21 protein-coding genes and 1 pseudogene are annotated in these 21,612 nt (G+C 37.8%); 10 read left to right on the top strand and 12 right to left on the bottom strand.

Translation table 11 applies throughout. The features are described from left to right. Window positions 1-124 precede the first annotated feature (124 nt). Entirely contained in the window at window positions 125-1,096 is a 972-nt protein-coding gene (locus ACQKOF_RS16060; protein ID WP_427559005.1) for a rhodanese-related sulfurtransferase, read from the bottom strand. Between the two features lie 141 nt (window positions 1,097-1,237). On the opposite strand from ACQKOF_RS16060, the gene ACQKOF_RS16055 reads away from it, so the two are divergent. Further along, window positions 1,238-2,020: an enoyl-CoA hydratase gene (locus tag ACQKOF_RS16055; RefSeq protein ID WP_427559002.1), complete on the top strand. Its 783-nt coding sequence runs from the start codon at window positions 1,238-1,240 to the stop codon at window positions 2,018-2,020. A 77-nt stretch (window positions 2,021-2,097) separates the two neighbouring features. Here ACQKOF_RS16055 and ACQKOF_RS16050 read toward each other — a convergent pair whose 3' ends face one another. Beyond that, window positions 2,098-2,283 carry a YhzD family protein gene (locus ACQKOF_RS16050; protein ID WP_053485764.1) on the bottom strand — a complete coding sequence of 62 codons (186 nt, stop codon included), beginning with the start codon at window positions 2,281-2,283 and terminating at the stop codon, window positions 2,098-2,100. Window positions 2,284-2,631: 348 nt separating this feature from the next. Here ACQKOF_RS16050 and ACQKOF_RS16045 point away from each other — a divergent pair, with 348 nt between their 5' ends. The 3 genes from ACQKOF_RS16045 to yhaM are packed head-to-tail and all read left to right on the top strand — an operon-like array spanning window position 2,632 to window position 7,675. Next, window positions 2,632-3,846 (top strand): metallophosphoesterase family protein, encoded by a 1,215-nt coding sequence (locus ACQKOF_RS16045; RefSeq protein ID WP_427558999.1) that lies wholly within the window; start codon window positions 2,632-2,634, stop codon window positions 3,844-3,846. A 5-nt stretch (window positions 3,847-3,851) separates the two neighbouring features. After that, a complete protein-coding gene (locus ACQKOF_RS16040; protein WP_427558996.1) occupies window positions 3,852-6,743 on the top strand; it encodes an AAA family ATPase in 2,892 nt (963 codons plus the stop codon). Beyond that, window positions 6,740-7,675, top strand: coding sequence for a 3'-5' exoribonuclease YhaM (gene yhaM / locus ACQKOF_RS16035; protein ID WP_427558994.1), 936 nt, complete (start codon window positions 6,740-6,742; stop codon window positions 7,673-7,675). Before ACQKOF_RS16040 ends, yhaM begins: the two co-directional genes overlap by 4 nt. Window positions 7,676-7,910: 235 nt before the next feature. Here the strand turns inward: yhaM and ACQKOF_RS16030 are convergent, their stop codons facing one another. Next, a complete protein-coding gene (locus ACQKOF_RS16030) occupies window positions 7,911-8,885 on the bottom strand; it encodes a peptidylprolyl isomerase (RefSeq protein ID WP_427558991.1) in 975 nt (324 codons plus the stop codon). 145 nt (window positions 8,886-9,030) lie between these two features. On the opposite strand from ACQKOF_RS16030, the gene ACQKOF_RS16025 reads away from it, so the two are divergent. Then, window positions 9,031-9,138 (top strand): YjcZ family sporulation protein, encoded by a 108-nt coding sequence (locus ACQKOF_RS16025; protein ID WP_082172877.1) that lies wholly within the window; start codon window positions 9,031-9,033, stop codon window positions 9,136-9,138. Window positions 9,139-9,309: 171 nt separating this feature from the next. Here the strand turns inward: ACQKOF_RS16025 and ACQKOF_RS16020 are convergent, their stop codons facing one another. From ACQKOF_RS16020 to ACQKOF_RS15995, 6 genes are all read right to left on the bottom strand, one after another. Continuing rightward, the gene (locus tag ACQKOF_RS16020; RefSeq protein WP_049668928.1) at window positions 9,310-9,495 is read right to left on the bottom strand and encodes a hypothetical protein; all 186 of its coding nucleotides are present in this window, start codon (window positions 9,493-9,495) and stop codon (window positions 9,310-9,312) included. A 70-nt stretch (window positions 9,496-9,565) separates the two neighbouring features. Next, the gene (locus ACQKOF_RS16015; protein WP_427558988.1) at window positions 9,566-10,111 is read right to left on the bottom strand and encodes a DUF3267 domain-containing protein; all 546 of its coding nucleotides are present in this window, start codon (window positions 10,109-10,111) and stop codon (window positions 9,566-9,568) included. A 171-nt stretch (window positions 10,112-10,282) separates the two neighbouring features. Continuing rightward, window positions 10,283-10,843, bottom strand: a complete 561-nt coding sequence (locus ACQKOF_RS16010) for an HTH-type transcriptional regulator Hpr (RefSeq protein WP_370046390.1) — start codon at window positions 10,841-10,843, stop codon at window positions 10,283-10,285. A gap of 156 nt (window positions 10,844-10,999) precedes the next feature. Then, window positions 11,000-11,395 carry a YtxH domain-containing protein gene (locus ACQKOF_RS16005; protein ID WP_427558985.1) on the bottom strand — a complete coding sequence of 132 codons (396 nt, stop codon included), beginning with the start codon at window positions 11,393-11,395 and terminating at the stop codon, window positions 11,000-11,002. Between the two features lie 159 nt (window positions 11,396-11,554). Further along, on the bottom strand, window positions 11,555-12,085 hold the full coding sequence (locus ACQKOF_RS16000; protein WP_427558982.1) for a tryptophan transporter: 531 nt from the start codon (window positions 12,083-12,085) through the stop codon (window positions 11,555-11,557). 142 nt (window positions 12,086-12,227) lie between these two features. Next, a complete protein-coding gene (locus ACQKOF_RS15995) occupies window positions 12,228-12,644 on the bottom strand; it encodes an HIT family protein (RefSeq protein WP_427558979.1) in 417 nt (138 codons plus the stop codon). Between the two features lie 104 nt (window positions 12,645-12,748). Between ACQKOF_RS15995 and ACQKOF_RS15990 the strand changes: the two genes are divergently transcribed. After that, entirely contained in the window at window positions 12,749-13,498 is a 750-nt protein-coding gene (locus tag ACQKOF_RS15990; protein WP_427558976.1) for an ABC transporter ATP-binding protein, read from the top strand. Beyond that, window positions 13,482-14,666, top strand: a complete 1,185-nt coding sequence (locus tag ACQKOF_RS15985) for an ABC transporter permease (RefSeq protein WP_427558973.1) — start codon at window positions 13,482-13,484, stop codon at window positions 14,664-14,666. Before ACQKOF_RS15990 ends, ACQKOF_RS15985 begins: the two co-directional genes overlap by 17 nt. A gap of 224 nt (window positions 14,667-14,890) precedes the next feature. On the opposite strand, the gene ACQKOF_RS15980 is transcribed toward ACQKOF_RS15985, so the two are convergent. Both ACQKOF_RS15980 and ACQKOF_RS15975 read right to left on the bottom strand, forming a co-directional pair. Then, window positions 14,891-16,051, bottom strand: a complete 1,161-nt coding sequence (locus tag ACQKOF_RS15980) for an amidohydrolase (protein WP_427558970.1) — start codon at window positions 16,049-16,051, stop codon at window positions 14,891-14,893. A gap of 255 nt (window positions 16,052-16,306) precedes the next feature. Next, entirely contained in the window at window positions 16,307-16,825 is a 519-nt protein-coding gene (locus tag ACQKOF_RS15975; protein WP_427558967.1) for an antibiotic biosynthesis monooxygenase family protein, read from the bottom strand. Between the two features lie 233 nt (window positions 16,826-17,058). Between ACQKOF_RS15975 and hemE the strand changes: the two genes are divergently transcribed. From hemE to hemY, 3 genes are all read left to right on the top strand, one after another. Then, window positions 17,059-18,108, top strand: coding sequence for a uroporphyrinogen decarboxylase (hemE, locus tag ACQKOF_RS15970; protein WP_402870961.1), 1,050 nt, complete (start codon window positions 17,059-17,061; stop codon window positions 18,106-18,108). Between the two features lie 165 nt (window positions 18,109-18,273). Then, complete coding sequence (gene hemH / locus ACQKOF_RS15965; RefSeq protein WP_427558964.1) at window positions 18,274-19,194, top strand: ferrochelatase; 921 nt, start codon at window positions 18,274-18,276, stop codon at window positions 19,192-19,194. Between the two features lie 14 nt (window positions 19,195-19,208). Continuing rightward, window positions 19,209-20,633 carry a protoporphyrinogen oxidase gene (hemY, locus tag ACQKOF_RS15960; RefSeq protein WP_427559105.1) on the top strand — a complete coding sequence of 475 codons (1,425 nt, stop codon included), beginning with the start codon at window positions 19,209-19,211 and terminating at the stop codon, window positions 20,631-20,633. 213 nt (window positions 20,634-20,846) lie between these two features. On the opposite strand, the pseudogene ACQKOF_RS15955 reads toward hemY, so the two are convergent. Continuing rightward, window positions 20,847-21,612: pseudogene (locus ACQKOF_RS15955) on the bottom strand (collagen-like protein); the annotation flags it as partial.

Raw genomic sequence — 21,612 nt, 5'->3', positions numbered from 1 at the left:
CGAAGCGACAGCGACAAAGCCGCCTAGCCGGAACGGAAATCAACCCCACGCTCAATGAGAAATATTAAACGAATATTTTGGAATATAAAAGAGCATCACCACAAATGGATGATGCTCTTTTTTCTTATAAAGAGGAATTTTGAACTTCAGCGATTTTAGCGATTTGTTCCTCAATCTGCTCTTTTGTCCAACTATTCTCTTCAACAAAGAAGTTGCGTTCTGCGCGGCGGCATTCGTCTGAACAGCTACGCATATAAAAGGTCTCATGCTTTTCCTCGCAAAGCATTAATTTATGGCATTCAGGATTAGCACAGTTTGTATAACGTTCTGTCGGTTCACCAGTGAAGAAATCCTTACCGACAATCACATGCTCAACCTGATTAATTGGTACACCACGACGTCGATCAAAGACAAACATTTGTCCATCCCATAGTTGACCTTTTACCTCAGGGTCTTTAGCATACGTGGCAATTCCACCATGTAACTGACCAACACTTTCCCCATAGCCTTCACGTTTTAACCAGCCAGAGAATTTTTCACAGCGAATACCACCTGTGCAGTAAGTTAATATTTTCTTCCCAGCAAAATCTTCCTTATGATCCTCCATCCAAGCAGGTAGGTCACGGAAGTTTTCAATATCTGGACGCACGGCACCACGGAAATGTCCAAGGTCAAATTCATAATCATTACGTGCATCAATAACTATCGTATTATTCTCCTGCATACGTTCCATAAATTCCTTTGGTGATAAATAATCTCCTGTTATTTCTAAAGGATTAATATCATCGTTTAAACCAAGGTGTACAATCTCTCGACGTGGGCGCACATGCATTTTTTTAAAGGTATGCCCTTCAACTTCATCAATTTTCCACATCATATCGCTAAAACGAGGGTCTGTCTTCATATGATTCATGTAAGCATCAGTTTGCTCGACAGTACCTGAAACCGTTCCATTAATGCCCTCATATCCAACTAAAATACGACCAAGAAGCCCGATTTCTTTACACAATGCTAAATGTTCCTCTGCAAATGCTACAGGGTCTTCAATAGCTATATATTTATAATAAAGTAATACACGATAGTCTTTCTGTGTCACAATTATTAACCACCTTTAAATCAATATTCGTCCTTAAATATAGCATATCAAGTGCTATTTTGCGTAGGATAGAAGGAGTTTTCTAAAAAAACGTCGAATAGTAAATAGTGAATGACTATTCATATTTGGGGGTGTGTTGGGATGGAATTTTCAACGATTACATTAGAAAAATTAGAACGCCGTGCAACATTAACTTTAAATCGACCACATGCCATGAACGCCATGGACGATGTGATGATGCGTGAACTAGCAGAATGCTTTGAAGCACTACAGCAAGAACAAGACATACAAATTCTCGTTATTCGTGGGGAAGGAAAAGTCTTTTCTGCAGGTGGCGATATTAAAGCGATGCTAGATCCAAATAAGCCACTTAATATTAATGAGGCAATGGTTTATTTAACACGTATTGTCAAAGCATATTATCAGCTACCGATGATCGTCATTGCAGCAGTTCATGGAGCATCAGCTGGATTAGGCTTTAGTCTAGCGCTAGGGGCAGACATAGTTGTGGCATGTGAAAATAGTAAGCTCGCTATGAATTTCATAGGCATAGGGCTTATCCCTGATGGTGGCGGTCACTTCTTTATGAAGGAACGTGTGGGTACTGTCAAAGCTAAACAAATGATTTGGGAAGGTAAAGTATTAACTGCATCGGAAGCACATGATGAAGGGTTAATTGACTACGTTGCACCAGATGGAACTGTTTTTGCAATTACTGACCAACTAGTTGGAAAAATGCTTGCTTCTCCAATTGCATCGATGATTACGACTAAAAAAATTCTACATGCTCAAAATTTACCGCAATTAGAGAGAATTTTATCGATGGAAGCAGAGGGGCAAGCAGCGATGCGTAAAACGGCCGATCATTTAGAGGGAATCCATGCGTTTGTAGAGAAAAGAGCACCTGCCTTTGTAGGAAAATAAATTTAACTTCTTTTCAATAATTGATAAAAGTAAAAGGCGCGTAGTAAAGTTTACTACGTGCCTTTTACTAGCCATTTTTAGACATGGAATAAAATTAATTTACCTGAAGAGTTAACTAGGCGATGAGTTTTGTTGGCAACACCTTTTTCTTCGATTTGTTGTAGACCGTTGATTTTTGCAGCCTCATCGTTTTCGAATTTCCATGTTTCATCAAACAATGTTTCCCCAGTTTTTTCAAAAGCTGTAAAACGATAATTCTCCATACAAACCCCACCCTTTACTTAAATATATATCTATTATACATAGAAGGTTTATAAACTTCACGGTAAAACTAGCGAATATTTTGATAAATCATAAAATTTGTGGAAAATTTAAGGCAATACGATTCATGAATATTCTTTGAATACATTTCTCATCTAGCGTGAAATATGATAAAATAGAACAAATATTCGGTTTCGGCGTGATTCACGAATGTCTCATTATAAAAATGAGACAAATAACGGTTGGTAAATTATTGAAGTGGCGATTTCGATGTACTGAATTATTTACTGTATCGCGAGTGAAAAAAGAATGACGTCAAGGTAAAATTATTTATTACTTGAGGTGATTGGATGTCAGCAATTCGTTTTTTCCATATGGCGGATTTACATTTAGATAGTCCATTTAAGGGCTTATTTGGTTTACCTGAACAAAATTTCAAAAAGATTCGAACAAGTACTTTTGAAGCTTTTGACAAAATTATTGAGAAGGCTATTCAGGAGAAACCTGATTTTTTACTGATTGTCGGTGATATATATGATGGTGAAAATCGTAGCTTACAGGCACAAAGACGATTTCAAGAGGCTATGGAAAAACTCTTTCAGCATAATATCCCTGTCATTTTAAGCTATGGTAATCATGATCACTTAAATGGTGCTTGGACACGCTTCTCCTTACCGAGCAATGTTTATGAGTTACCAGCTGAAACTAGTGTTGTGCAATTAAAAATACGTGGTCAGCAAATCAATATTTATGGCTTCAGCTATAGCGACCGTCATATAACGAAATCAATGATTGATAGTTATCCTGTTGCACAGGATCAGCATGTTATTCATATTGGTATGCTTCATGGTAGTGAGGCTAGCGATACCTCGCATACTGTTTATGCCCCTTTCACAAAAGATCAACTTCTTGAAAAAAACTATCATTACTGGGCTTTAGGGCATATTCATAAACGTCAACTTTTACATCAAAATCCACCGATTGTTTATCCAGGCAATATTCAAAGCCGACATCGGAAAGAGCAGGGAATAAAGGGCTTCTATGACGTAACCTTGTCACAAACCTCTACTGACCTAGAATTTGTGCCGACATCTACTGTTGTTTATAACACGGTAGAGGTGGATTGTACGAATGTGTTTCATGCAAATGAACTACTAAAAAAATGTGAAGAAGTACTAACGCTTAATCGTCAAAAGTATGGGGCATCTGTTATTGAACTCCATTTAAAAAATATAGATGAACAATCACAATCTTTATTTGAACATGCTACAGTTGATGCATGGCTAGAAACTATTCGAGAAGCCGAGGATGGGATTGAACCGATGTGCTGGGTACAAAAGCTCGTGTTGCATCAATCGGCAACATTGTATGAGCATACTGCTGCGACTGAATCGGTGATGAATTTAATGGAGCAATGGGATATTTCTGAATGGAAGGATATTTTAAAGGAACTGTACCAACATGCTGGTGGTGCAAGACTGATCGAACCTTTAACAGAACAGGACATTAAAAATTTAATGCATAACGCGCAAGAATTATTAGCAGAAGAAATTCAAAGGGCGTGAATAACATGCTAACGATACAAAAAATCCAAATTTATGGCTTTGGCAAGCATGAAAATATCACCATTACTTTACATGAAGGTGTTACCATTTTTTATGGTATGAATGAAGCGGGTAAAACGACCATTCAACAGTTTATTTTACAAATGCTTTTCGGATTTCCCACGAGGCAGCAGACACAACGTAAATATGAGCCGAAAGTATCGACTAAATTTGGTGGTCAGCTTACGATTGGGCATCCAACGTATGGGCAATGCACGATAGAACGTATTAAAGGCAAGGCAGCTGGAGATGTCACAGTTTATCTAGAAGACGGAACAATGGGGCATGAGGAGCTTTTAGCAAAACTATTATATGGTTACTCAAAAGCCTCCTTTGAGTCAATTTTCTCCTTTTCATTACATGAGCTACAGGGCATTGAAAAAATGTCAGAGGAAGAGCTAACACATTTGTTGCTTGCCTCTGGGACAACAGGGATTCAACAGCTATCGTCTCTAGAAAAGAAATTGGACAAAGATGCTAGTGAGCTTTTTAAAAAAGCAGGCAAAGTGCCACCTATTAATCAAAAATTGGAGCATTTAAAAAGGCTAGAACGTACAATTAAACAAGAGCAAGGTAATATTCAGACCTTTGAGGATAAATTATTGCAATTACAGCAGCTCGATCAAAGGCTAGAGGGGTTATATAGTCAGCAAAAAACACAGCAGCAAAATTGGCAGCAGCTCACAATTCTTCAGCAAGCTATGCCGCTTATAAAACAGCAGAAAGCCTTCGAACAGACGCGAAAAAGCTATGAACATGTGCAGTTTCCACCAGAAGGAATTCGACGTTATGAGCAATTAAAGGATCGGCTTATGCATGAAACACTACAAATGGAGCAGCTGAAGGAGCAGTATCAGGCACTACAACATAAGCTACAATTAACAATGGACGAGCAAGCTATTACTGAAATGTCTCGTCTTGTGAATAAGGAAGCAACATGGAATCAATTAGTTGTAAAGGAACAGAACTTAATGGATGAGCTGTATTTAATCGAGCAAGAAATAGAAGCGCAGTTTCGTTTATTAGGTGTTCAGGAAAAAAACGCGCAGGATATTTTGCTTGAAGAAACAGTATCATTACAGCAAGAGGAACAATTCCAACAACAGTTAAGCCATTTAGAAGAAGCAGAAGAAGAGCTGAAATTTCATTTGCGTTCGTTGGAGCAACTACATGCAGAATTAGATACAATCGCTCAACTGAAACAACAGCTTCAACAGGAGTCATTATCTACAGAGGAAGAACATATTTTAGCAGAGTGGCCTCAGCGTAAGCGAAAGCTTGAACAATTGCGTTTTGGAAGGTCACAACGCTCGAAACAACAACAACCAAGTGTTTTTATATTTATTGTGTTAGCCATAAGTGTACTTTCGTTTATCTATGGTGTTATGGAAAAAAATATAGCTGTAATCGTTGTAGGAGCGGTTATGTCACTGATCATAATTTTATATTTAAAATTTACTAGACAAGCACATGAAGCGCCGAGTAAACAGCAAAGTCAGCAAATACGTGAGTTAGAGCAGGAGGAAAATATGGCTCAAGCCATCCTGCTAAAAAAACAAAAACTTGAAGATCGCTGGTTACATGTAAATGAGCAACAGCAAGAAAAAGAACGTCAATATGTGAAACTTGAATATAAAATTCAGCGGGCTGAGCAGGTGAATGATGAGACCACGAAATCGCTTCAGCATTTTTTAGGACGCTATCGGCTAGAGGGGAATATACCGAAAACATTATTACCAGAGCTGTTTATGCGCATTCGTGGTGCTCAAGAATTGGCAGCCAAAAAGAAGAGTACGTTTACTCTTCTACAAACGGTACAAGCGGAGAAAATTGACCTCCTAGAACAAGCACAGCAAGTCTTAAAGGCAGAGTATAGTGAGCAAGAAATCTTTATGCATTTACGTAATACATTTCTTACTTTACAGCAGGAGCAACAGATATCCCAACAAGCAAAAGAGCAGCTGACTAGCCTTCAGACCAAAATTCAAGGGGTGCAATCATATTTAGACAGCTATGAGTCTGAAATTACTCAGTTATTTAATGCCGCGAATGCTCAATCAGAGAAGGTTTATTATGAAACTCATGAACAATTTGAGCAACAACAAAAAATAAAAGCAGAACTTCAAGCCATTCAGAGTCAGCTAGCCTCGTTAAATGTAGACAACGAACAGTCATTGATAGATGAGGAACAGCTTAATGAAAAATTACTTACTTTAGAAGAAGAGCGGGGCGTAATGCAGGTTGCGATAGATCATTGCTTAGAACAACGCGCGACACTACAAATCCAAAAGGAGAATCTTCTAAATGACGAGAAATATGGTCAGTTGCTTCAACAGTTTGAAGAAGAGAAATCATTGTTGCAACAGCTCATAGGGCAATGGGCTACAAAAAAGGCATTGGCTACTGCGATTCATGAAACATTGTTCCGCCTAAGAGAAGAAAAACTACCATTTGTTTTGACAGAGGTTAATGCAATATTTAATTTGTTAACAGGTGGACGTTACGATAAGCTTTTAATTAATGATGAAGGGTATTTTGTTACACAGGATGTTTCTGGAATACGTTATCAAATGGCGGAATTATCACAGGCAACGAAGGAGCAAGCTTATATTTCGTTGCGCATGGCATTAGCAAAAACGCTTACTACTTCTGCTCCATTTCCATTTATTATGGACGATCCTTTTGTCCATTTTGATCGAAACCGTACAGACAAAATGGTACAATTAATGAAAGAAGTAGGATATGAACGTCAAATTTTATATTTTACTTGCCATGACGTGATGCTCGAACATTGGCAGAAAGACCAAATTGTCGATGTTGGAGCACTAGCAAATGAAAGGGGAGTAGCGTCAACATGAAGGGTATTACGACGCTCCAGGCTGGAGAATCAGTTGATCAATTTTTATTAATTAAACAGGCGGCAAAAGGGGTTACTACAGTTGGAAAGCCATTTATGTCACTGTTATTACAAGATAAAAGTGGAGATATTGAGGCAAAGCTATGGGATACAAATGAAGAACATGAAAAAATGTATCACGCTGAGGCAATTGTCCGCGTAGGTGGAGAAATTCATGACTACCGTGGCAAAAATCAATTGCGTATAAAATCAATCCGTGTAGCAAAACCAGAGGAGGGGATTGCTATTAATGATTTAGTTCCTTCCTCAGCAACTCCAAAAGAAGAATTATATGAAGAATTGACGCAATTTTTCTTTGATATTAAAAATCCGAATATATCACGAATTACGCGTGCAGCTATTAAAAAACATCAGGATGCTATTTTAGTATATCCAGCTGCAACGAAAAATCATCACGATTATGCGTCTGGTCTATTGGATCATATGGTGTCAATGTTGAAACTCGGAAAAGCAATTGCTGATTTATATCCTACATTAAATCGAGATCTGTTATATGCAGGGATTATTCTGCATGATATCGGCAAGGTAGTTGAGCTATCCGGGCCTGTTGCAACAATGTATACTGTTGAAGGGAATTTACTTGGCCATATTACAATTATGGTCAATGAAATTGCCAAGATTGCTAGTGAACTAGAAATCGAGGGCGAGGAAGTCATGCTATTGCAACATATGGTGCTATCTCACCACGGTAAAGAAGAATGGGGCAGTCCGAAAAAACCGATGATTCAAGAAGCAGAAATCTTGCATTATATTGATAATATTGATGCAAAGATGAATATGCTAACACGAGCATTAGGCAAAACTGCTCCAGGTGAATTTACTGAGCGACTATTCCCACTTGATAATCGATCGTTTTATAAGCCGACTATTTAGTAAATGTGAAAAAGATGTAAGCTTTATCCCTTAAATCAAAAAATAAAATAGCATTTAAAAGGAAAGAGGATTCATTTTGATTAAACTTTATTCAAAATGAATCCTCTTCATTTGCCTTCATACGTGTTTTCAAGATACTTTTAATCAATGTTATTTCAAATCGACTGTATATAAAAAGGGTTACGCCTGTATCAGCGTAACCCTTTTTCATATAGTAAAATAACAACTATTTAGATTATTTCTTTTCAGTATCTTTAGCTTCGTTGTCTTTACTTTCTTTATTAGCTTTTTCTTCAGCTTTTTTAGCTGCTTCTTCAGCAGCTTTAGCTTGCTCCTCACTTGTTGTTGTAAGGGCCTTGATAGCAGGTTCTAATTCTTTATCAGAAGTTTTTATATCAGCATCTTTTGCCAATTTTGCAATGATATCTTTAAGAACTTGTTGATTTTGACCTGTGTTCGTTAATTTAGCTAGCATTTGTGAACGGATGTTTGCTTCTTCGTCTTTGAATGAGCCAACACCTTTTACATCACGCTTTTCCGTAACTTCAATAACGTGGTAACCGTAGCTTGTTTTCACTGGTTCACTTAAAGTATTTACAGGAAGGGCATAAGCAGCATCATTAAATTCATCTACCATTGCACCAACAGAGAACCAACCAAGCTCTCCACCTTTTTCAGCAGAGCCAGTATCAGTTGAGTATTCTTTAGCTACATCTGCAAATTTAGCGCCGCCTTTAATTTTGGCAATAACTTCTTTAGCTGTTTTCTCATCTGCTACTAAAATATGACGAGCATTTAACTCAGTTTTCATTTGCTCATAATGTTTTTTTACATCTGCTTCTTTAAAAGCTTTATCTTTTAAAGCCTTTTCAGAAAGAAGCTGAATACGTAAAGTATCTTTAAAGCCTTCCTCAGTTAAGCCGTACTCAGCAAGTGCTTGGGCAAAGCTATCACCTAATTGTGAAGCAGTTGCGTCATATGCTTCTTTGATTTCTTTATCTGATACTTTATATTTGTCCGCTAATACTTTTTCAGTCAACATTTGTTCAAGTATCTTAGAACCTGCTAAAGATTTTGATGTTTTGTTAAAATCAGCAACTGTAATGTCGCCTACTTTTGAAGTTGCAATCGTTTTGTTGTCTCCTCCGCTACAAGCACCAAGCGCTAATACCGAAGCAGCTAATGTTAAAGATAAAACTGTCTTTTTCATAGTGGATATTCTCTCCTTACAATGGTTTCGTCCATTTTTTACTATAACATAAACGTTTTAAAAACAAAATGGTTCCCCCCTTGAGTATAGCCTATATTTCAAATTTTCAAGCGCATAGGATATAGAAAAGAAAGGGGGTGAAGTTATGAGCAGCGGAGGATATGGTGGCGGCGGTGGCTACGGCTCAGGCTTTGCTTTATTAGTTGTGTTATTTATCTTATTAATTATTGTTGGTGCAGCGTTCCTATACTAATTAATAAAAATGACAAAAAGCTAAGGGTTTAACATCCTTAGCTTTTTTTGACAATGTTAGGCATCCGCACCGCACCGCACCGCACAAAAATATGATTGGTCTGGCCGAGTTATCACATAAGGTGTCCGATTTACCTCTATGCGTGCAGACGTTATGCACTTTTCTTTTTAACTATACTGCATATAAAACTTCAATATAAAATGAGACAAGTAAAATTGTAATAAGTATATTTATAGTTCGGAATACTTTTGGTTGCTTTTCTTCGGGAATTTCACGTCGCATGCACAGCGCATAAGTCATGCGGTTTATTTGAAATAAATAGAATACCGAGAATAGAACTACAATCATTAATAGCAAGTCTATTCCTCCCCTCTTTCAGTATTAATAGCATAACAAAAAACGTCAATAAAACACAAGTACAAGTAATTTAGTGAACAGTAGGCGGCACTAAAATTTCATAACCTTTAGGAGTCTCCTCAATCTGGGAGTCTTTAGGCGAGTTCAATAAATATTTCACATATAGAATATCAATTACACATAGACTACAATGGTAAGCTAAAAGTAATGTAGCATAATGGGTATACGCAGGGAATAGCAGTGTACCTAATAAAATGCTTGTATTTAAAACAATAAATGGTGTGAGTAAAGCTAAAATATAACGATTTTTCGATAAAGGTTCACGGATACGCATGTGTAGAACCGGAATAACATAAAATTGAGTACGCACACGCAATTTTAAATGTTGACGTAAATCATATAATGCTAGAAAGTGTAAGCATTTATGGATTGGATAGATTGCAAATATAACAATAACAAAAAGCCAAAACAACTGATCTGTATAGTGCTCGTCATTAAATAAATTAAATGTCACATAGGAAAGAGAAAAGACAGTAAAAAAAACAAATATAGACATGATCATAATACGCGTTGTTCCGTAATGATGTTCAAGATTTAATATTTTCCAACAATGCATGATTATCAACTCCGTAATATGAATGGTCCTATTTAATTTAAATTGATTTATGTTAGAATGCAAGAAAAAGGAGGTATCTCAGAAAAATTTCTGAAGTACCTCTTTTAGCATGATTTTATAAGCTACTACGGCCATTAAGTAACTGACCCTAAAAGCCTAATAGTTTCACTTTCATCCTTTTACAGTTGAACGTTCTTCTATCGTGTCAAAGGAATCACGGAAGTGCTGGAAGGAACGCTCAAAGATGTCGATGAAGTCCTCTCCATAGATATTGCGAATAACAGCCATAACATCTAAAAATTCTGGGAAGCGACCGTATAGGTCTTTTAAAGCTAGTGAACCTTCTAGCACAGAATGATACGTATTATGATAATTACTGTTCATTTCAACAATAAGTTCTGTACCTGCTTCTGTTAACTCAACGTACGTATTACGCTTGTCGTCATCTCGCTTTGAAAACTTAAGGAATCCACGCTCTTCTAATTTCTTTGAAAAATTAAATGCTGTGGAAACGTGCATAACCCCGAATTTTGCCACATCAGAAATTGAAGCCCCTTTTAAATGATACGAAATCCATAAAATATGATGTTCATTAATATTTAAATCGTAAGGCTTAATCCATTGCTGCCAATCTTTTTCAACTGCTTTCCATAAGGCTTTTGATAATTGCGCAATTCTTTGACTATAAAGCATCGCTTCTTTTTGAGTGTATAAGTCCTCTGACAAAGCCATCACCTACTGCTTTCTTTAACATTTTAAAAATATTATAGCAATAAAGGAAAAAAGTTTAAAGTTAGAAAAATTAAAAAATTGAAAAGTGGCTAAAAAGTAATATTATAGAGATTGAATTTAATAAAAATATATATATTTAATTAGTGCCTAAGGACTTTAGTCGCCAATTTTTTCTTGTGGTTTTTTCTTTTTTTCTGTAAATTGTGCAACATTTTTCTCGATTTCGCTTATTGAATTCTGTAATGCTTCTATTTCTTGTTGTAAGTTATTTTTTGACGGCTCGATTTCTTCAGTGAATGTAGTAATGGTTTGTTTTAAATCATTTATTATTAGTGGTATATTATTTTTCATTTCATTTGTAAGTGAATTAACGGATTGTTTAACTGTGCCTACTTGCTGCTTTACATCTAATAGTTTGCCCTTTGTGCTCTCAGCATTTGATCGCAAATTGGCACGTAATTGTTGTCCTGATTGAGGAGTTGAAAAAAGTACAGCGATTGTACCGCCTACGATCCCAGCTGTCAGTCCAAATAAAAATGGTTTTGCTTTCATATCGAATACCTCATTTCTGTAATTATCATGTATTACCTACTATTAAACCATGAAATGCACAAATACATAAAGAAAAAGGAAACTAAACGAGTGATTTTGAATCACGGTTTAGTTTCCTTTGTAGATAAAGGTACATGATCTAGACTCATGCACCGTTTATTAAAGTGAGATAGCTGTTTGGAATTTAGAACGCTTCACTAATTTTGCAACTATAGGATAAATAATTGCAAAAGCAATAACATTAAATGCTACAGCAGGTAATACAACGCCTACAAACAGAACAGCGAATGTTGCACCAACATTTGCATTGAATACAAAAAGTGCCACTGCTAAAAAGATAGTTCCAGATAAAATTGTTCCTAAACCAACTAAGCCAGCAGAAACTATAAAATTGCTTGCCAATTTTTTTAGCACAATTAATATAGCTAAAAAGACAAAGCCTGTAACTGCTTTATCGATAATATTTGGAACAAGTCCGGCTGGAAACGTTGTAAACAATCCTGATAGTACACCGGTTGCTAAAGAAAGTAAGAACGTTTCTTTAACAGTTGGGAACAATAAAATGCCAATAAACATCATTGTTAGCATGAAATCAGGCTTCATGCCGTTTACCATACCTGGTGTGACCACATAAAGGGTAGCACCAATACCGACTAAAAGTGCCATTAATACTAAATTCTTTGTATTCATTTCTAATCTCTCCTCGACTATGCTAATCTTTTTGTCTCCTAACGTGTCCTATGACCGTTAGCGAAACTTATTTGTGATTGTACGCTATAAATATTAAAATTGCAATAGACAATTCTGACAATTTGAGTGGTCAGAACATCGATTATTTAAGGTTAGCTTTAATACTTTCCGCAACTTCAGTTAATTGCTCTGGTGTATATTTTTGTGTTTGCCAAATTAAGCCTAAGCCTTCTTTTTCATCGTAACGAGGAATAAAATGTAAGTGGTAGTGGAAAACAGTTTGTCCTGCTGCAGCACCATTATTATTAATGGTATTCAGTCCAATTGGATTAAAAACAGCTTTTATAGCATTCGCAATTTTCGGTGCTACTGCATATAAATTACGAGCCACATCCTCAGGCATTTCGAATAGATCCTTACAGTGATGTTTTGGAATTAATAGGGTATGCCCCTTTGCTACAGGTGAAATGTCAGTAAATGCAAAGACATGTTCGTCTTCATAAATTTTTGTACTTGGAATGGATCCATCAATGATTTTGCAAAATAGGCAATCGCTCATTCGAAAATTCCTCCTTATTTTATATGTAAGTACATTCTATCATACTCATAACTGTATCATTTGCTAATTTTTGATAAAATATAAACGAGAAGAGGAGTGAGGGCATGACGGTATTAGAGGTACAACATGTGACAGGTGGTTATACGAGAAAGCCTGTTATTAAAGATTTGTCATTTACGATTGAAAAAGGGGAGCTTGTTGGCTTAATCGGCTTAAATGGAGCTGGTAAAAGTACAACGATTAAGCATATCATCGGAACAATGCTTCCAAAAGAAGGAGACATTCGTTTAAATGGTGTGACGTTAAAGGAAAATACGGACAAGTATCGTACAGCATTTTCCTATATTCCTGAAACACCTGTATTATACGATGAGCTAACATTACGTGAACATTTAGAATTAACAGCGATGGCATACGGCCTAGATGAAGCAACACTTGCAGCTCGTTCACAATTATTATTAAAAGAATTTCGAATGGAAAAGCGACTTAATTGGTTCCCTTCGCATTTCTCAAAGGGGATGCGTCAAAAGGTTATGATTATGTGTGCCTTTTTAGTCAATCCAAGTCTTTACATTATTGATGAGCCTTTTGTGGGGCTCGATCCACTTGGAATTCAATCATTGCTTGATCAGATGGATGAAAAGAAAAAAGAGGGCGCTTCTATATTAATGTCTACGCACATTTTATCGACCGCTGAAAAGCATTGTGACCGCATCATTTTATTGCATGAAGGACGTGTGCGAGCACAAGGAACAATGGAGGATTTACGCAAGGCATTTGCGATGCCACATGCGACATTGGATGATTTATATATTGCAATGACAAAGGAGAGCGACCATGAAGAACTTGCGTGATGTATGGTCCTCTCGCTTCATGCACTATATAGGTGAAGTACAAAAATATATGCGATTTATTTTTACAGGACATCTAGCGATTGTACTAGTATTTCTTATCGGAGCAGGGGGCTATCAATATAGTGAATGGCTGAAAATTGTACAGCCTGATTTTCCAGCAGAAGTATTAATCGCGGTGTTTGTGGGGATTTTACTTGCATTTAGTCGTCCAACTTCACTTTTAAGAGAGCCGGACCAAGTGTATTTATTACCTTTAGAATCAAAAATGTCACAGTATTTTAAAAAGGCGTTAGCGTGGACGTTTTGGTCACAGGTTTGGATTGTGGCAATTGTTTATATCGTTAGTATCCCTTTACTAAAGGCTGTTACTGAATTAACAACATTTGAAATTTGGTCAGTGTTATTACTTATTATTATATTGAAGTATTTGAGCGTTCAGGGTGAATTTAGCTATCGTTATAGTGAACGTGGTCAAATGATTTGGGTGGACAAGCTAATTCGAGCTGTTATCTTTAGTGTTGCTGTGTACATGGGGCTTCATATGCAGCTTATTTTAGCGATTGTTGCTGCTGCAATTGGGTGTGTGTATATTGTAATATTTAGAAAAAAATGTGCAGGTGAGCCTGTCCCTTACGAGCATTTTGTGAAGTTGGAACAAAATCGCATGATGAGCTTCTATCGTTTCGCTAATTATTTTACAGACGTTCCGCATTTACGTGGTAGCATCCGTCGTCGTGGTTGGCTTGACTGGCTCTACAAATTTGTGCCATACAAAAAGGACAAAGCTCAAAAGTACTTGGTGTTCCGTACATTCGTCCGAACAGATGATCATTTTTATTTATGGCTCCGATTAACAGTGATTTCAGCTGTTATTGCAGCCTTTGTAGATATTCCAGTCGTTACATGGATTGTTGCAGGTGCATTAAGCTTTGCGACAACCATTCAATTAAAGCAGGCTTTATTATCCAGCGGTGAATTCCGTATGGATATGCTGTATCCTTTACCTGATGAAGCACGCAAGGTAGCAGTCAATCAAATTGTGCGTCTTGCGATGATCACTCAAGCTATTATAGTTGGTTTATGTGGTATCACACAGCCAATGTTCTATGTAACTTTTATCATCATACTGGTTGTAAGTGAATTGACTGCGAAGGTCTCAAAATCTTGAATATAGTTAATTTCGACTTTTGTTAAAACGTATGTCATGCGACTAAGTTGATTGAAGTGGAGACTGGGTGACTCCTCGGGGATTAGCGGCTCATCGGACGCCCCCAGGAAAGCACCCAGTAGCAACGGAAATCAACCACACGCTTTGGTGATGAACCTTTATTTTTTTCTAATTATAAAAGCTCATTTCTCCAATAAAAGAATTGGAAATATGAGCTTTATTTTTTATTCAACAAATTGATAGTCTAGTGCTGCTGTTAATAATACCTTTGCAGCAATGAGCATGCCTTTTTCATCTATATCGAATTTTGGATGATGATGTGGTGCATATTCAGCTGGTTCGGCTCCAGTAAAGAAGAATGTACCTGGCTTTTCTTCTAAGTAGTAAGAGAAATCTTCAGCCCCCATAGTAGCTTCAACCTCAACAACATCACAAATATCCTGTGCGATATTACGCACAAATAGTGTTTCCTTCTCATGATTGACAACTGCAGGGTAGCCACGACGATAATCAAGCTCAATTGTACAATCATGCGCAATTTCTGTACCTTGTATAACCCGTTTAAACTCACGCTCCATCGCTTCACGAACATCCTTATCAAATGTTCGAATTGTGCCATTTAAATAGGCTGTATCGGCAATAATATTGTCAGCATTAGATGCCACGAATGAACCAACTGATAAAACAGCCGATTCGATTGGGTCAACACGACGTGCGACAAGTTGTTGTAAATTCATAACGAGCTGAGAGCCAATAACGATCGCATCCTTTGTTTGATGCGGATGAGCACCGTGACCGCCCTGACCTTGAATTTTCATTTCGAAACTATCAACAGCGGCCATCATCGGTCCTACGCGGTAGCCAATCATGCCTGTTGGATGGTTAGAAGATAGATGGGTACCAAAAATAGCATCAACGCCATTCAAAGCTCCAGCCTGTACCATCCCAATTGCTCCACCTGGATCAGCTTCTTCAGCATGCTGATGAATTAGTACATATTCTCCTGCTAATTCATCGCGCATTTCCCACAATAGCTTACCGATAATTAACAAAGTAGCTGTATGACCATCATGCCCGCAAGCATGCATAACGCCAGATACAGTTGATTTGTAAGGTACATCTTTTTCATCTTGTATAGGAAGTGCATCAAAGTCTGCTCGTAAGGCAATCGTTTTGCCAGGCTTGCTTCCTTTAATGCGGGCAATTAAACCGTAGCCACTGACATTCGCTTCAAGCGGTACGCCTAGATTTCTATAAAATTGAATAATATAGTTAGCCGTTTCTTGCTCCTGGAAGCTCAGCTCCGGATGCATATGTAGATGACGGCGAATCGCCACCATTTCATCAAAATGAGCATCAATCTTTTCAAGTAGACGTTGGTTCAAAGTAAAACCTCCTTAAACAGATTATCCTAGAATTGTATAATAGTTCCACTAACTGGAAAAACAGCAGGTCAACACTTCTTATAATAAAATATTCTTAGCAAGAGTAATAAATTCCGCGCGTCCCGGGAAAGGAAACGGATACCCGAGGAAGAGCAGCGAATACCCGCACACCCGGAAAATACCCGAGGAAGAGCAACGAATACCCGCGAGCCCAGAGGAATACTCCAGTAAGCAGTGAATCCCTGCGCGCCTCAGCTAATCTTCGTTTTCTTCTTTTGGAGCAGCGCTATAGGTTGTGACATAGGAAGCTGCTGAGAAAATATTTTGCTGATTCACACCAGTTGGTTCTTTACGTTCAGGATGTGCGGAGGCAAATGCCTTTGAGCTTTTCCATGCTTCGAATGAATGAGGACCGTTCCATTGTGTCATGACGATGTATGTTTCACTATTTAATGGACGAAGTAGTCGGAATGCTACGAAGCCTGGTTCATCTTCAATAGCGCGTGCTCGATTTAAAAAGCGATGTTCAAAAACTGGTCGCCCTTCATCTGTAACGGGGATATTGTTGAATACAAAGAAACCACGTTCTTCTAAATCATTTACTGAATCTAGCACTTCAAACTTACGTGGTGTGGCAAAGACAGATTTTCCTTCGATTTCATGTATAAGCACAGAGTTTCCTTCTCCGTGTATTAAAATCATTACCTCGTTTGGATATTTATTCTTTAGCTGTTCTAAAAAATCACCTGTACCAGAAGTTAAATAAATATACATAAAATTGACCTCCTTATGAATTTTCGTAATATAGCGTGATTATCTCCATTAAAATGAAAGTCTAAAGCTTTGTCAAAAAAGAAATCCCTTAGAAAGAACAATTTTATGACATTTCCCTATGAAAACTATACAATAACAGAGGAAGCGTTTACTATTGAAAACGGATATCAATAATAACAGAATAAACAAGAGAATTTTACGATATGAACTTTATTGAGGGGAAGGAACTATTCATGACAACTTTTAATGATACTCTTCTACGTGCTGCACGAGGAGAAAGAACTGAACATACACCAGTATGGTATATGCGACAAGCAGGACGCTCTCAGCCAGAATATCGTGCGATTAAAGAAAAGTATTCTTTAGAGGAAATTACACTTCAACCTGAGCTTTGTGCATATGTAACGAGATTGCCAGTAGAAAATTACAATGTTGATGCGGCAATTTTATACAAAGATATAGTAACTCCACTCCCAGGTATTGGGGTAGATGTGAAAATCAAAGCAGGCGTAGGTCCTGTAATTTCAAATCCTATTCGCTCAGTCGCTGATATAGAAAAACTAGGTGAATTCAATGCGAAGGAACATACACCGTACGTTTTAGAAACGATAAAAATGTTAACAGAAGAACAACTAAATGTACCTCTAATCTGTTTTGCAGGTGCGCCATTCACTCTCGCAAGCTATATGATTGAAGGTGGTCCTTCAAGAAATTATAATAAAACAAAGTCATTTATGGTATCAGAGCCTCAAGCTTGGTTTGCCTTAATGGACAAATTAGCTGACATGATTATTTCTGATGTTTCTGCCCAAGTCGAAGCGGGAGCAAAAGCTATCCAAATATTTGACTCTTGGGTTGGTGCTTTAAATGTTGAAGACTATCGTGTTTTCATTAAACCAATTATGACACGTATTTTTGCTGAGCTGAAAAAAGAAAATGTGCCACTTATTCAATTTGGCGTCGGTGCAAGTCATTTAGCGAAAGAATGGAATGATTTACCGATTGATGTAGTTGGCTTAGATTGGCGTTTACCAATTAAAGAAGCGCGTGCAAACGGTATAACTAAACCAGTGCAAGGCAATTTAGATCCATCACTATTACTTGCTGACTGGTCAATTATTGAAAAACGCACGAAAGATATTATCGATCAAGGCTTAGAAATGCCAGGACATATCTTTAACCTAGGTCATGGTGTATTCCCAGAGGTAGACCCAGAAGTGTTAAAACGTTTAACAGCTCTTATTCATGAGTATAGTGCTCAACAAATCCAAGCTCGTTCTTAATGTAGAAGTGAACAATTTATTAAATCCCATATTCTTTTCTATGAATGATATCTCGATTTCATCGTAGAAAGGGTGCTGTCCAACCTAATGAATTGGACAGCTTCTTTTTGTCACATACTATACGATTAAAGATATATTTAACTATTATTTAGAGGTGAAAAGGTAATGAAAGAAGTTAAAGGCTTATTAGTTATGGCATACGGAACACCCTATAAAGAAGAAGACATCGAACCTTACTATACGCATATTCGTCATGGTCGCAAACCATCAGAAGAGCATTTAGAAGATTTACGCGGTCGTTATGAGGCCATCGGTGGATTATCGCCACTTGCTGCTGCTACAAAAGCGCAGGCCGAGGCTTTATGTGCACGCTTAAATGAAGTGCAAGATAATGTGGAATACAAATTATTTATCGGTTTAAAGCATATTCACCCATTCATTGAAGATGCTGTAGAAGGAATGGTAGCAGAAAGTATTAAAGAAGCGGTTTCTATCGTATTAGCTCCTCACTTCTCAACGTTCTCCATTAAATCATATAATGGTCGTGCAACAGAAGCAGCAGGAGATCGATTAACAATTACATCTGTAGAATCTTGGTATGATGAACCGAAGTTCATTGAGTATTGGAAAATGAAAGTGAATGAAACGTTTAATGCAATGTCTGATGAAGAACGAGAAAATGCATGTTTAATCGTGTCTGCACATTCACTTCCAGAAAAAATTAAAGAGCTAGGCGATCCATATGAAGATCAATTAATTGATACGGCTCGACTAATTAAAGAAGCAACAGGTGTAAACAATGTAGAAGTTGGCTGGCAATCAGCAGGGCAAACACCTGAGCCATGGATTGGTCCAGATGTTCAGGACTTAACGCGTGAACTTTACGAGCAAAAGGGCTTCCGTTCATTCGTTTATACGCCAGTTGGCTTTGTAACAGAACATTTAGAAGTTTTATATGACAACGATTATGAATGTAAAGTTGTTTGTGATGAACTTGGCGCGAAATATTATCGTCCAGCAATGCCAAATACACACCCGTTATTTATTGATGCAATGGTTGATGCCATTCATAAAAAATTAAGCTAAGCGAAAAGAAAGTGATGATGTTGGTGACTCAGAAAAGACGAAAGGTAGTTGTTGTAGGCGGTGGCATTACTGGCCTCACAGCTGCGTTCTATTTGCAAAAAGAAGCAAGCGCAAAAGAATTGCCGTTAGATATCGTACTTGTCGAGTCGTCATTACGTCTTGGCGGAAAAATACAAACCCTGAGAAAAGATGGCTGTATTATCGAGCGCGGGCCAGAATCTTTTTTTGATCGTGAGAACTATGTATATGCCTTGGCAAAGGATTTAGGTATTGAACAGGAAATGATTACAAGCAATGCAGGACCGACTTACGTTGCCGTTGGTAGTCAATTGTATCCAATCCCAAGTAGTCTTTTGTCCGGGGCAACACCACATGTTTCGTCATTTATTACATCAGGATTGTTTTCACTTAGCGGGAAAGTTCGTGCTGCGGGGGATTTTTTCATCCCTCGTTCTGCACAGGATGATGACCAACCTTTAGGGCAATTTTTTAGAAGAAGATTCGGTGCTGAAATTGTGGAAAATCTAGTAGAGCCATTACTTGCAGGAACATTTGCTGGTGATATTGAGCAGTTAAGCATGCGTTCAACATTTCCGCAGCTCTATGGATTAGAGCAAAAATATCGTAGCCTACTTATTGGGATGAAAAAGTCCGGTACGAATTTTTTAAGTAACGATCTCACTGCGAAAGATAAGGGCATTTTTCAAACATTTAATAATGGTCTGGAGACACTTATCGAAAAACTTGAAGAATCACTACTTCCTGGGACAGTTATGAAGGGTGTTAAGGTCGAGGAAATTGAGCATGGTAAGGATGATACTGTCCAAGTTGTGTTAAACAATTTTACACAATTAAAAGCAGATGTTGTTATTATTGCTACACCTTTTAATGTGGCAAGAAAAATGTTCAGCAAACACCAGTTATTAACTGAATTGAGTACGATGAAGGCAGCAACTATTGCTACTGTGACAATGGCATTTAAAAAAGACCAGTTAGGTGATTTAGATGCGTTATCATTTTTTGTCTCTCGAAATAGTGATTTTTCAATAACTTCTTGTACTTGGATGAATCGAAAGTGGCCTGGCACAACACCAGATGATTACGTGCTGTTGCGCAGTTATATTGGCCGAGTGGGCGACGAGGCAATTGTAGCGCTATCCGATACTGAAATTGAAAAGACCGTAATGCAGGATTTAATGAAAACAATTGGTGTAGATGGAGAACCGTTAATGACTGTCGTTTCCCGCTGGAAAAATGCCATGCCACAGTATACGGTAGGACATGAGGCAAAGGTAGAGCGTGTAAAACAAGAATTACATGAACATTTTCCGACTGTCAGGCTTTCGGGGAGTTCCTTCGAAGGAATATCAATACCTGAGTGTGTTGAACAAGGTAAAAATGTTGCTGACGAAATGTTGAAGGAAATGTTTGGGGATTAAATGGTTATTAGTAAGTAGTACAAACTTGAAAAATCAATGTTTGTACTACTTTTTTATTGCTTGTTAGTAATCCGGATTTTTAAGAGATTCGATAAGGGGTAATTTGTAAAGAGTATGAAATTTGATAGGGCAAAGTACAAATTTCACAAGTTAGGGGTCTCAATTTAAAAACTGGGAAAGTAAGCTTCTACTTTCCCAGTAAAGATCTTAATGCTATGAAATTCGGTGACATGACCATACAATACCGCCGGAGTTAGCTCCTCCAAGAGTGAGTCCTAATGTTAAACCGTTAGCATTGTAGAATAAATCAATGACATCACCTGCATTTAAATCGGCTTCTCCAGCTAATGTTACTGTCCCATTACCAAGGACAGCACGTAAGGTTAACAGGGTTACAGCTATATTTAATACAGGGAATAAACCGCTTATTAAATTTGTTGTAGTGTTTTGGCGAATAGCAAATGATGGATTGATGCCAGCCCCTAAGGTTACGGTAATTGCTGCAGCAGTTGAGTAGTTGATTGTAGCTTCAAAAGCATATCTTCCAGTCGTTGGAACAGTGAAAATTCCGGTCGTTGGATTGAATGATGGTGTTGTGAAATATGGAGCTGCAACACTCCAGTTAGTGATTGTAGTAGAAGCGCTTACTGATAAAGTATTAACAAATGCTGAGAAACCTTCTGTAAATGCTGGTCCAGTGGTGCCAGTCGTACCGATAGCCCCGGTAGCCCCGGTTACACCAGTCGCGCCCGTAGAACCAGTAACGCCAGTAGCACCAGTAGGTCCAGTGTCCCCAGTCGCCCCGGTAACACCAGTAACACCAGTAGCGCCAGTAGCGCCAGTGTTCCCAGTACCGCCAGTACCGCCAGTAACACCAGTAGCGCCAGTAGAACCAGTAGAACCAGTAGAACCAGTAGAACCAGTAGAACCAGTAGAACCAGTAACGCCAGTAGCTCCAGGTTCACCAGTCGCCCCAGTT

This window comes from Lysinibacillus sp. NPDC093190 (genome assembly GCF_050280425.1).
Taxonomy (GTDB): domain Bacteria; phylum Bacillota; class Bacilli; order Bacillales_A; family Planococcaceae; genus Lysinibacillus.
This window is presented reverse-complemented; position numbering and strand designations above follow the sequence as displayed.

Excerpts from the sequence above, each read along its gene's own strand:
- ACQKOF_RS16050 (WP_053485764.1), bottom strand. The coding sequence starts at position 2,283 with ATGGAGAATTATCGTTTTACAGCTTTTGAAAAAACTGGGGAAACATTG.
- ACQKOF_RS16010 (WP_370046390.1), bottom strand. The coding sequence starts at position 10,843 with ATGGCTTTGTCAGAGGACTTATACACTCAAAAAGAAGCGATGCTTTAT.
- ACQKOF_RS16045 (WP_427558999.1), top strand. The coding sequence starts at position 2,632 with ATGTCAGCAATTCGTTTTTTCCATATGGCGGATTTACATTTAGATAGT.
- yhaM (WP_427558994.1), top strand. The coding sequence starts at position 6,740 with ATGAAGGGTATTACGACGCTCCAGGCTGGAGAATCAGTTGATCAATTT.
- hemY (WP_427559105.1), top strand. The coding sequence starts at position 19,209 with ATGATGTTGGTGACTCAGAAAAGACGAAAGGTAGTTGTTGTAGGCGGT.
- ACQKOF_RS15990 (WP_427558976.1), top strand. The coding sequence starts at position 12,749 with ATGACGGTATTAGAGGTACAACATGTGACAGGTGGTTATACGAGAAAG.
- ACQKOF_RS15985 (WP_427558973.1), top strand. The coding sequence starts at position 13,482 with ATGAAGAACTTGCGTGATGTATGGTCCTCTCGCTTCATGCACTATATA.
- ACQKOF_RS16025 (WP_082172877.1), top strand. The coding sequence starts at position 9,031 with ATGAGCAGCGGAGGATATGGTGGCGGCGGTGGCTACGGCTCAGGCTTT.
- hemE (WP_402870961.1), top strand. The coding sequence starts at position 17,059 with ATGACAACTTTTAATGATACTCTTCTACGTGCTGCACGAGGAGAAAGA.
- ACQKOF_RS16055 (WP_427559002.1), top strand. The coding sequence starts at position 1,238 with ATGGAATTTTCAACGATTACATTAGAAAAATTAGAACGCCGTGCAACA.
- ACQKOF_RS16005 (WP_427558985.1), bottom strand. The coding sequence starts at position 11,395 with ATGAAAGCAAAACCATTTTTATTTGGACTGACAGCTGGGATCGTAGGC.
- ACQKOF_RS16030 (WP_427558991.1), bottom strand. The coding sequence starts at position 8,885 with ATGAAAAAGACAGTTTTATCTTTAACATTAGCTGCTTCGGTATTAGCG.
- hemH (WP_427558964.1), top strand. The coding sequence starts at position 18,274 with ATGAAAGAAGTTAAAGGCTTATTAGTTATGGCATACGGAACACCCTAT.
- ACQKOF_RS15995 (WP_427558979.1), bottom strand. The coding sequence starts at position 12,644 with ATGAGCGATTGCCTATTTTGCAAAATCATTGATGGATCCATTCCAAGT.
- ACQKOF_RS16000 (WP_427558982.1), bottom strand. The coding sequence starts at position 12,085 with ATGAATACAAAGAATTTAGTATTAATGGCACTTTTAGTCGGTATTGGT.
- ACQKOF_RS16040 (WP_427558996.1), top strand. The coding sequence starts at position 3,852 with ATGCTAACGATACAAAAAATCCAAATTTATGGCTTTGGCAAGCATGAA.
- ACQKOF_RS15975 (WP_427558967.1), bottom strand. The coding sequence starts at position 16,825 with ATGTATATTTATTTAACTTCTGGTACAGGTGATTTTTTAGAACAGCTA.
- ACQKOF_RS16015 (WP_427558988.1), bottom strand. The coding sequence starts at position 10,111 with ATGCATTGTTGGAAAATATTAAATCTTGAACATCATTACGGAACAACG.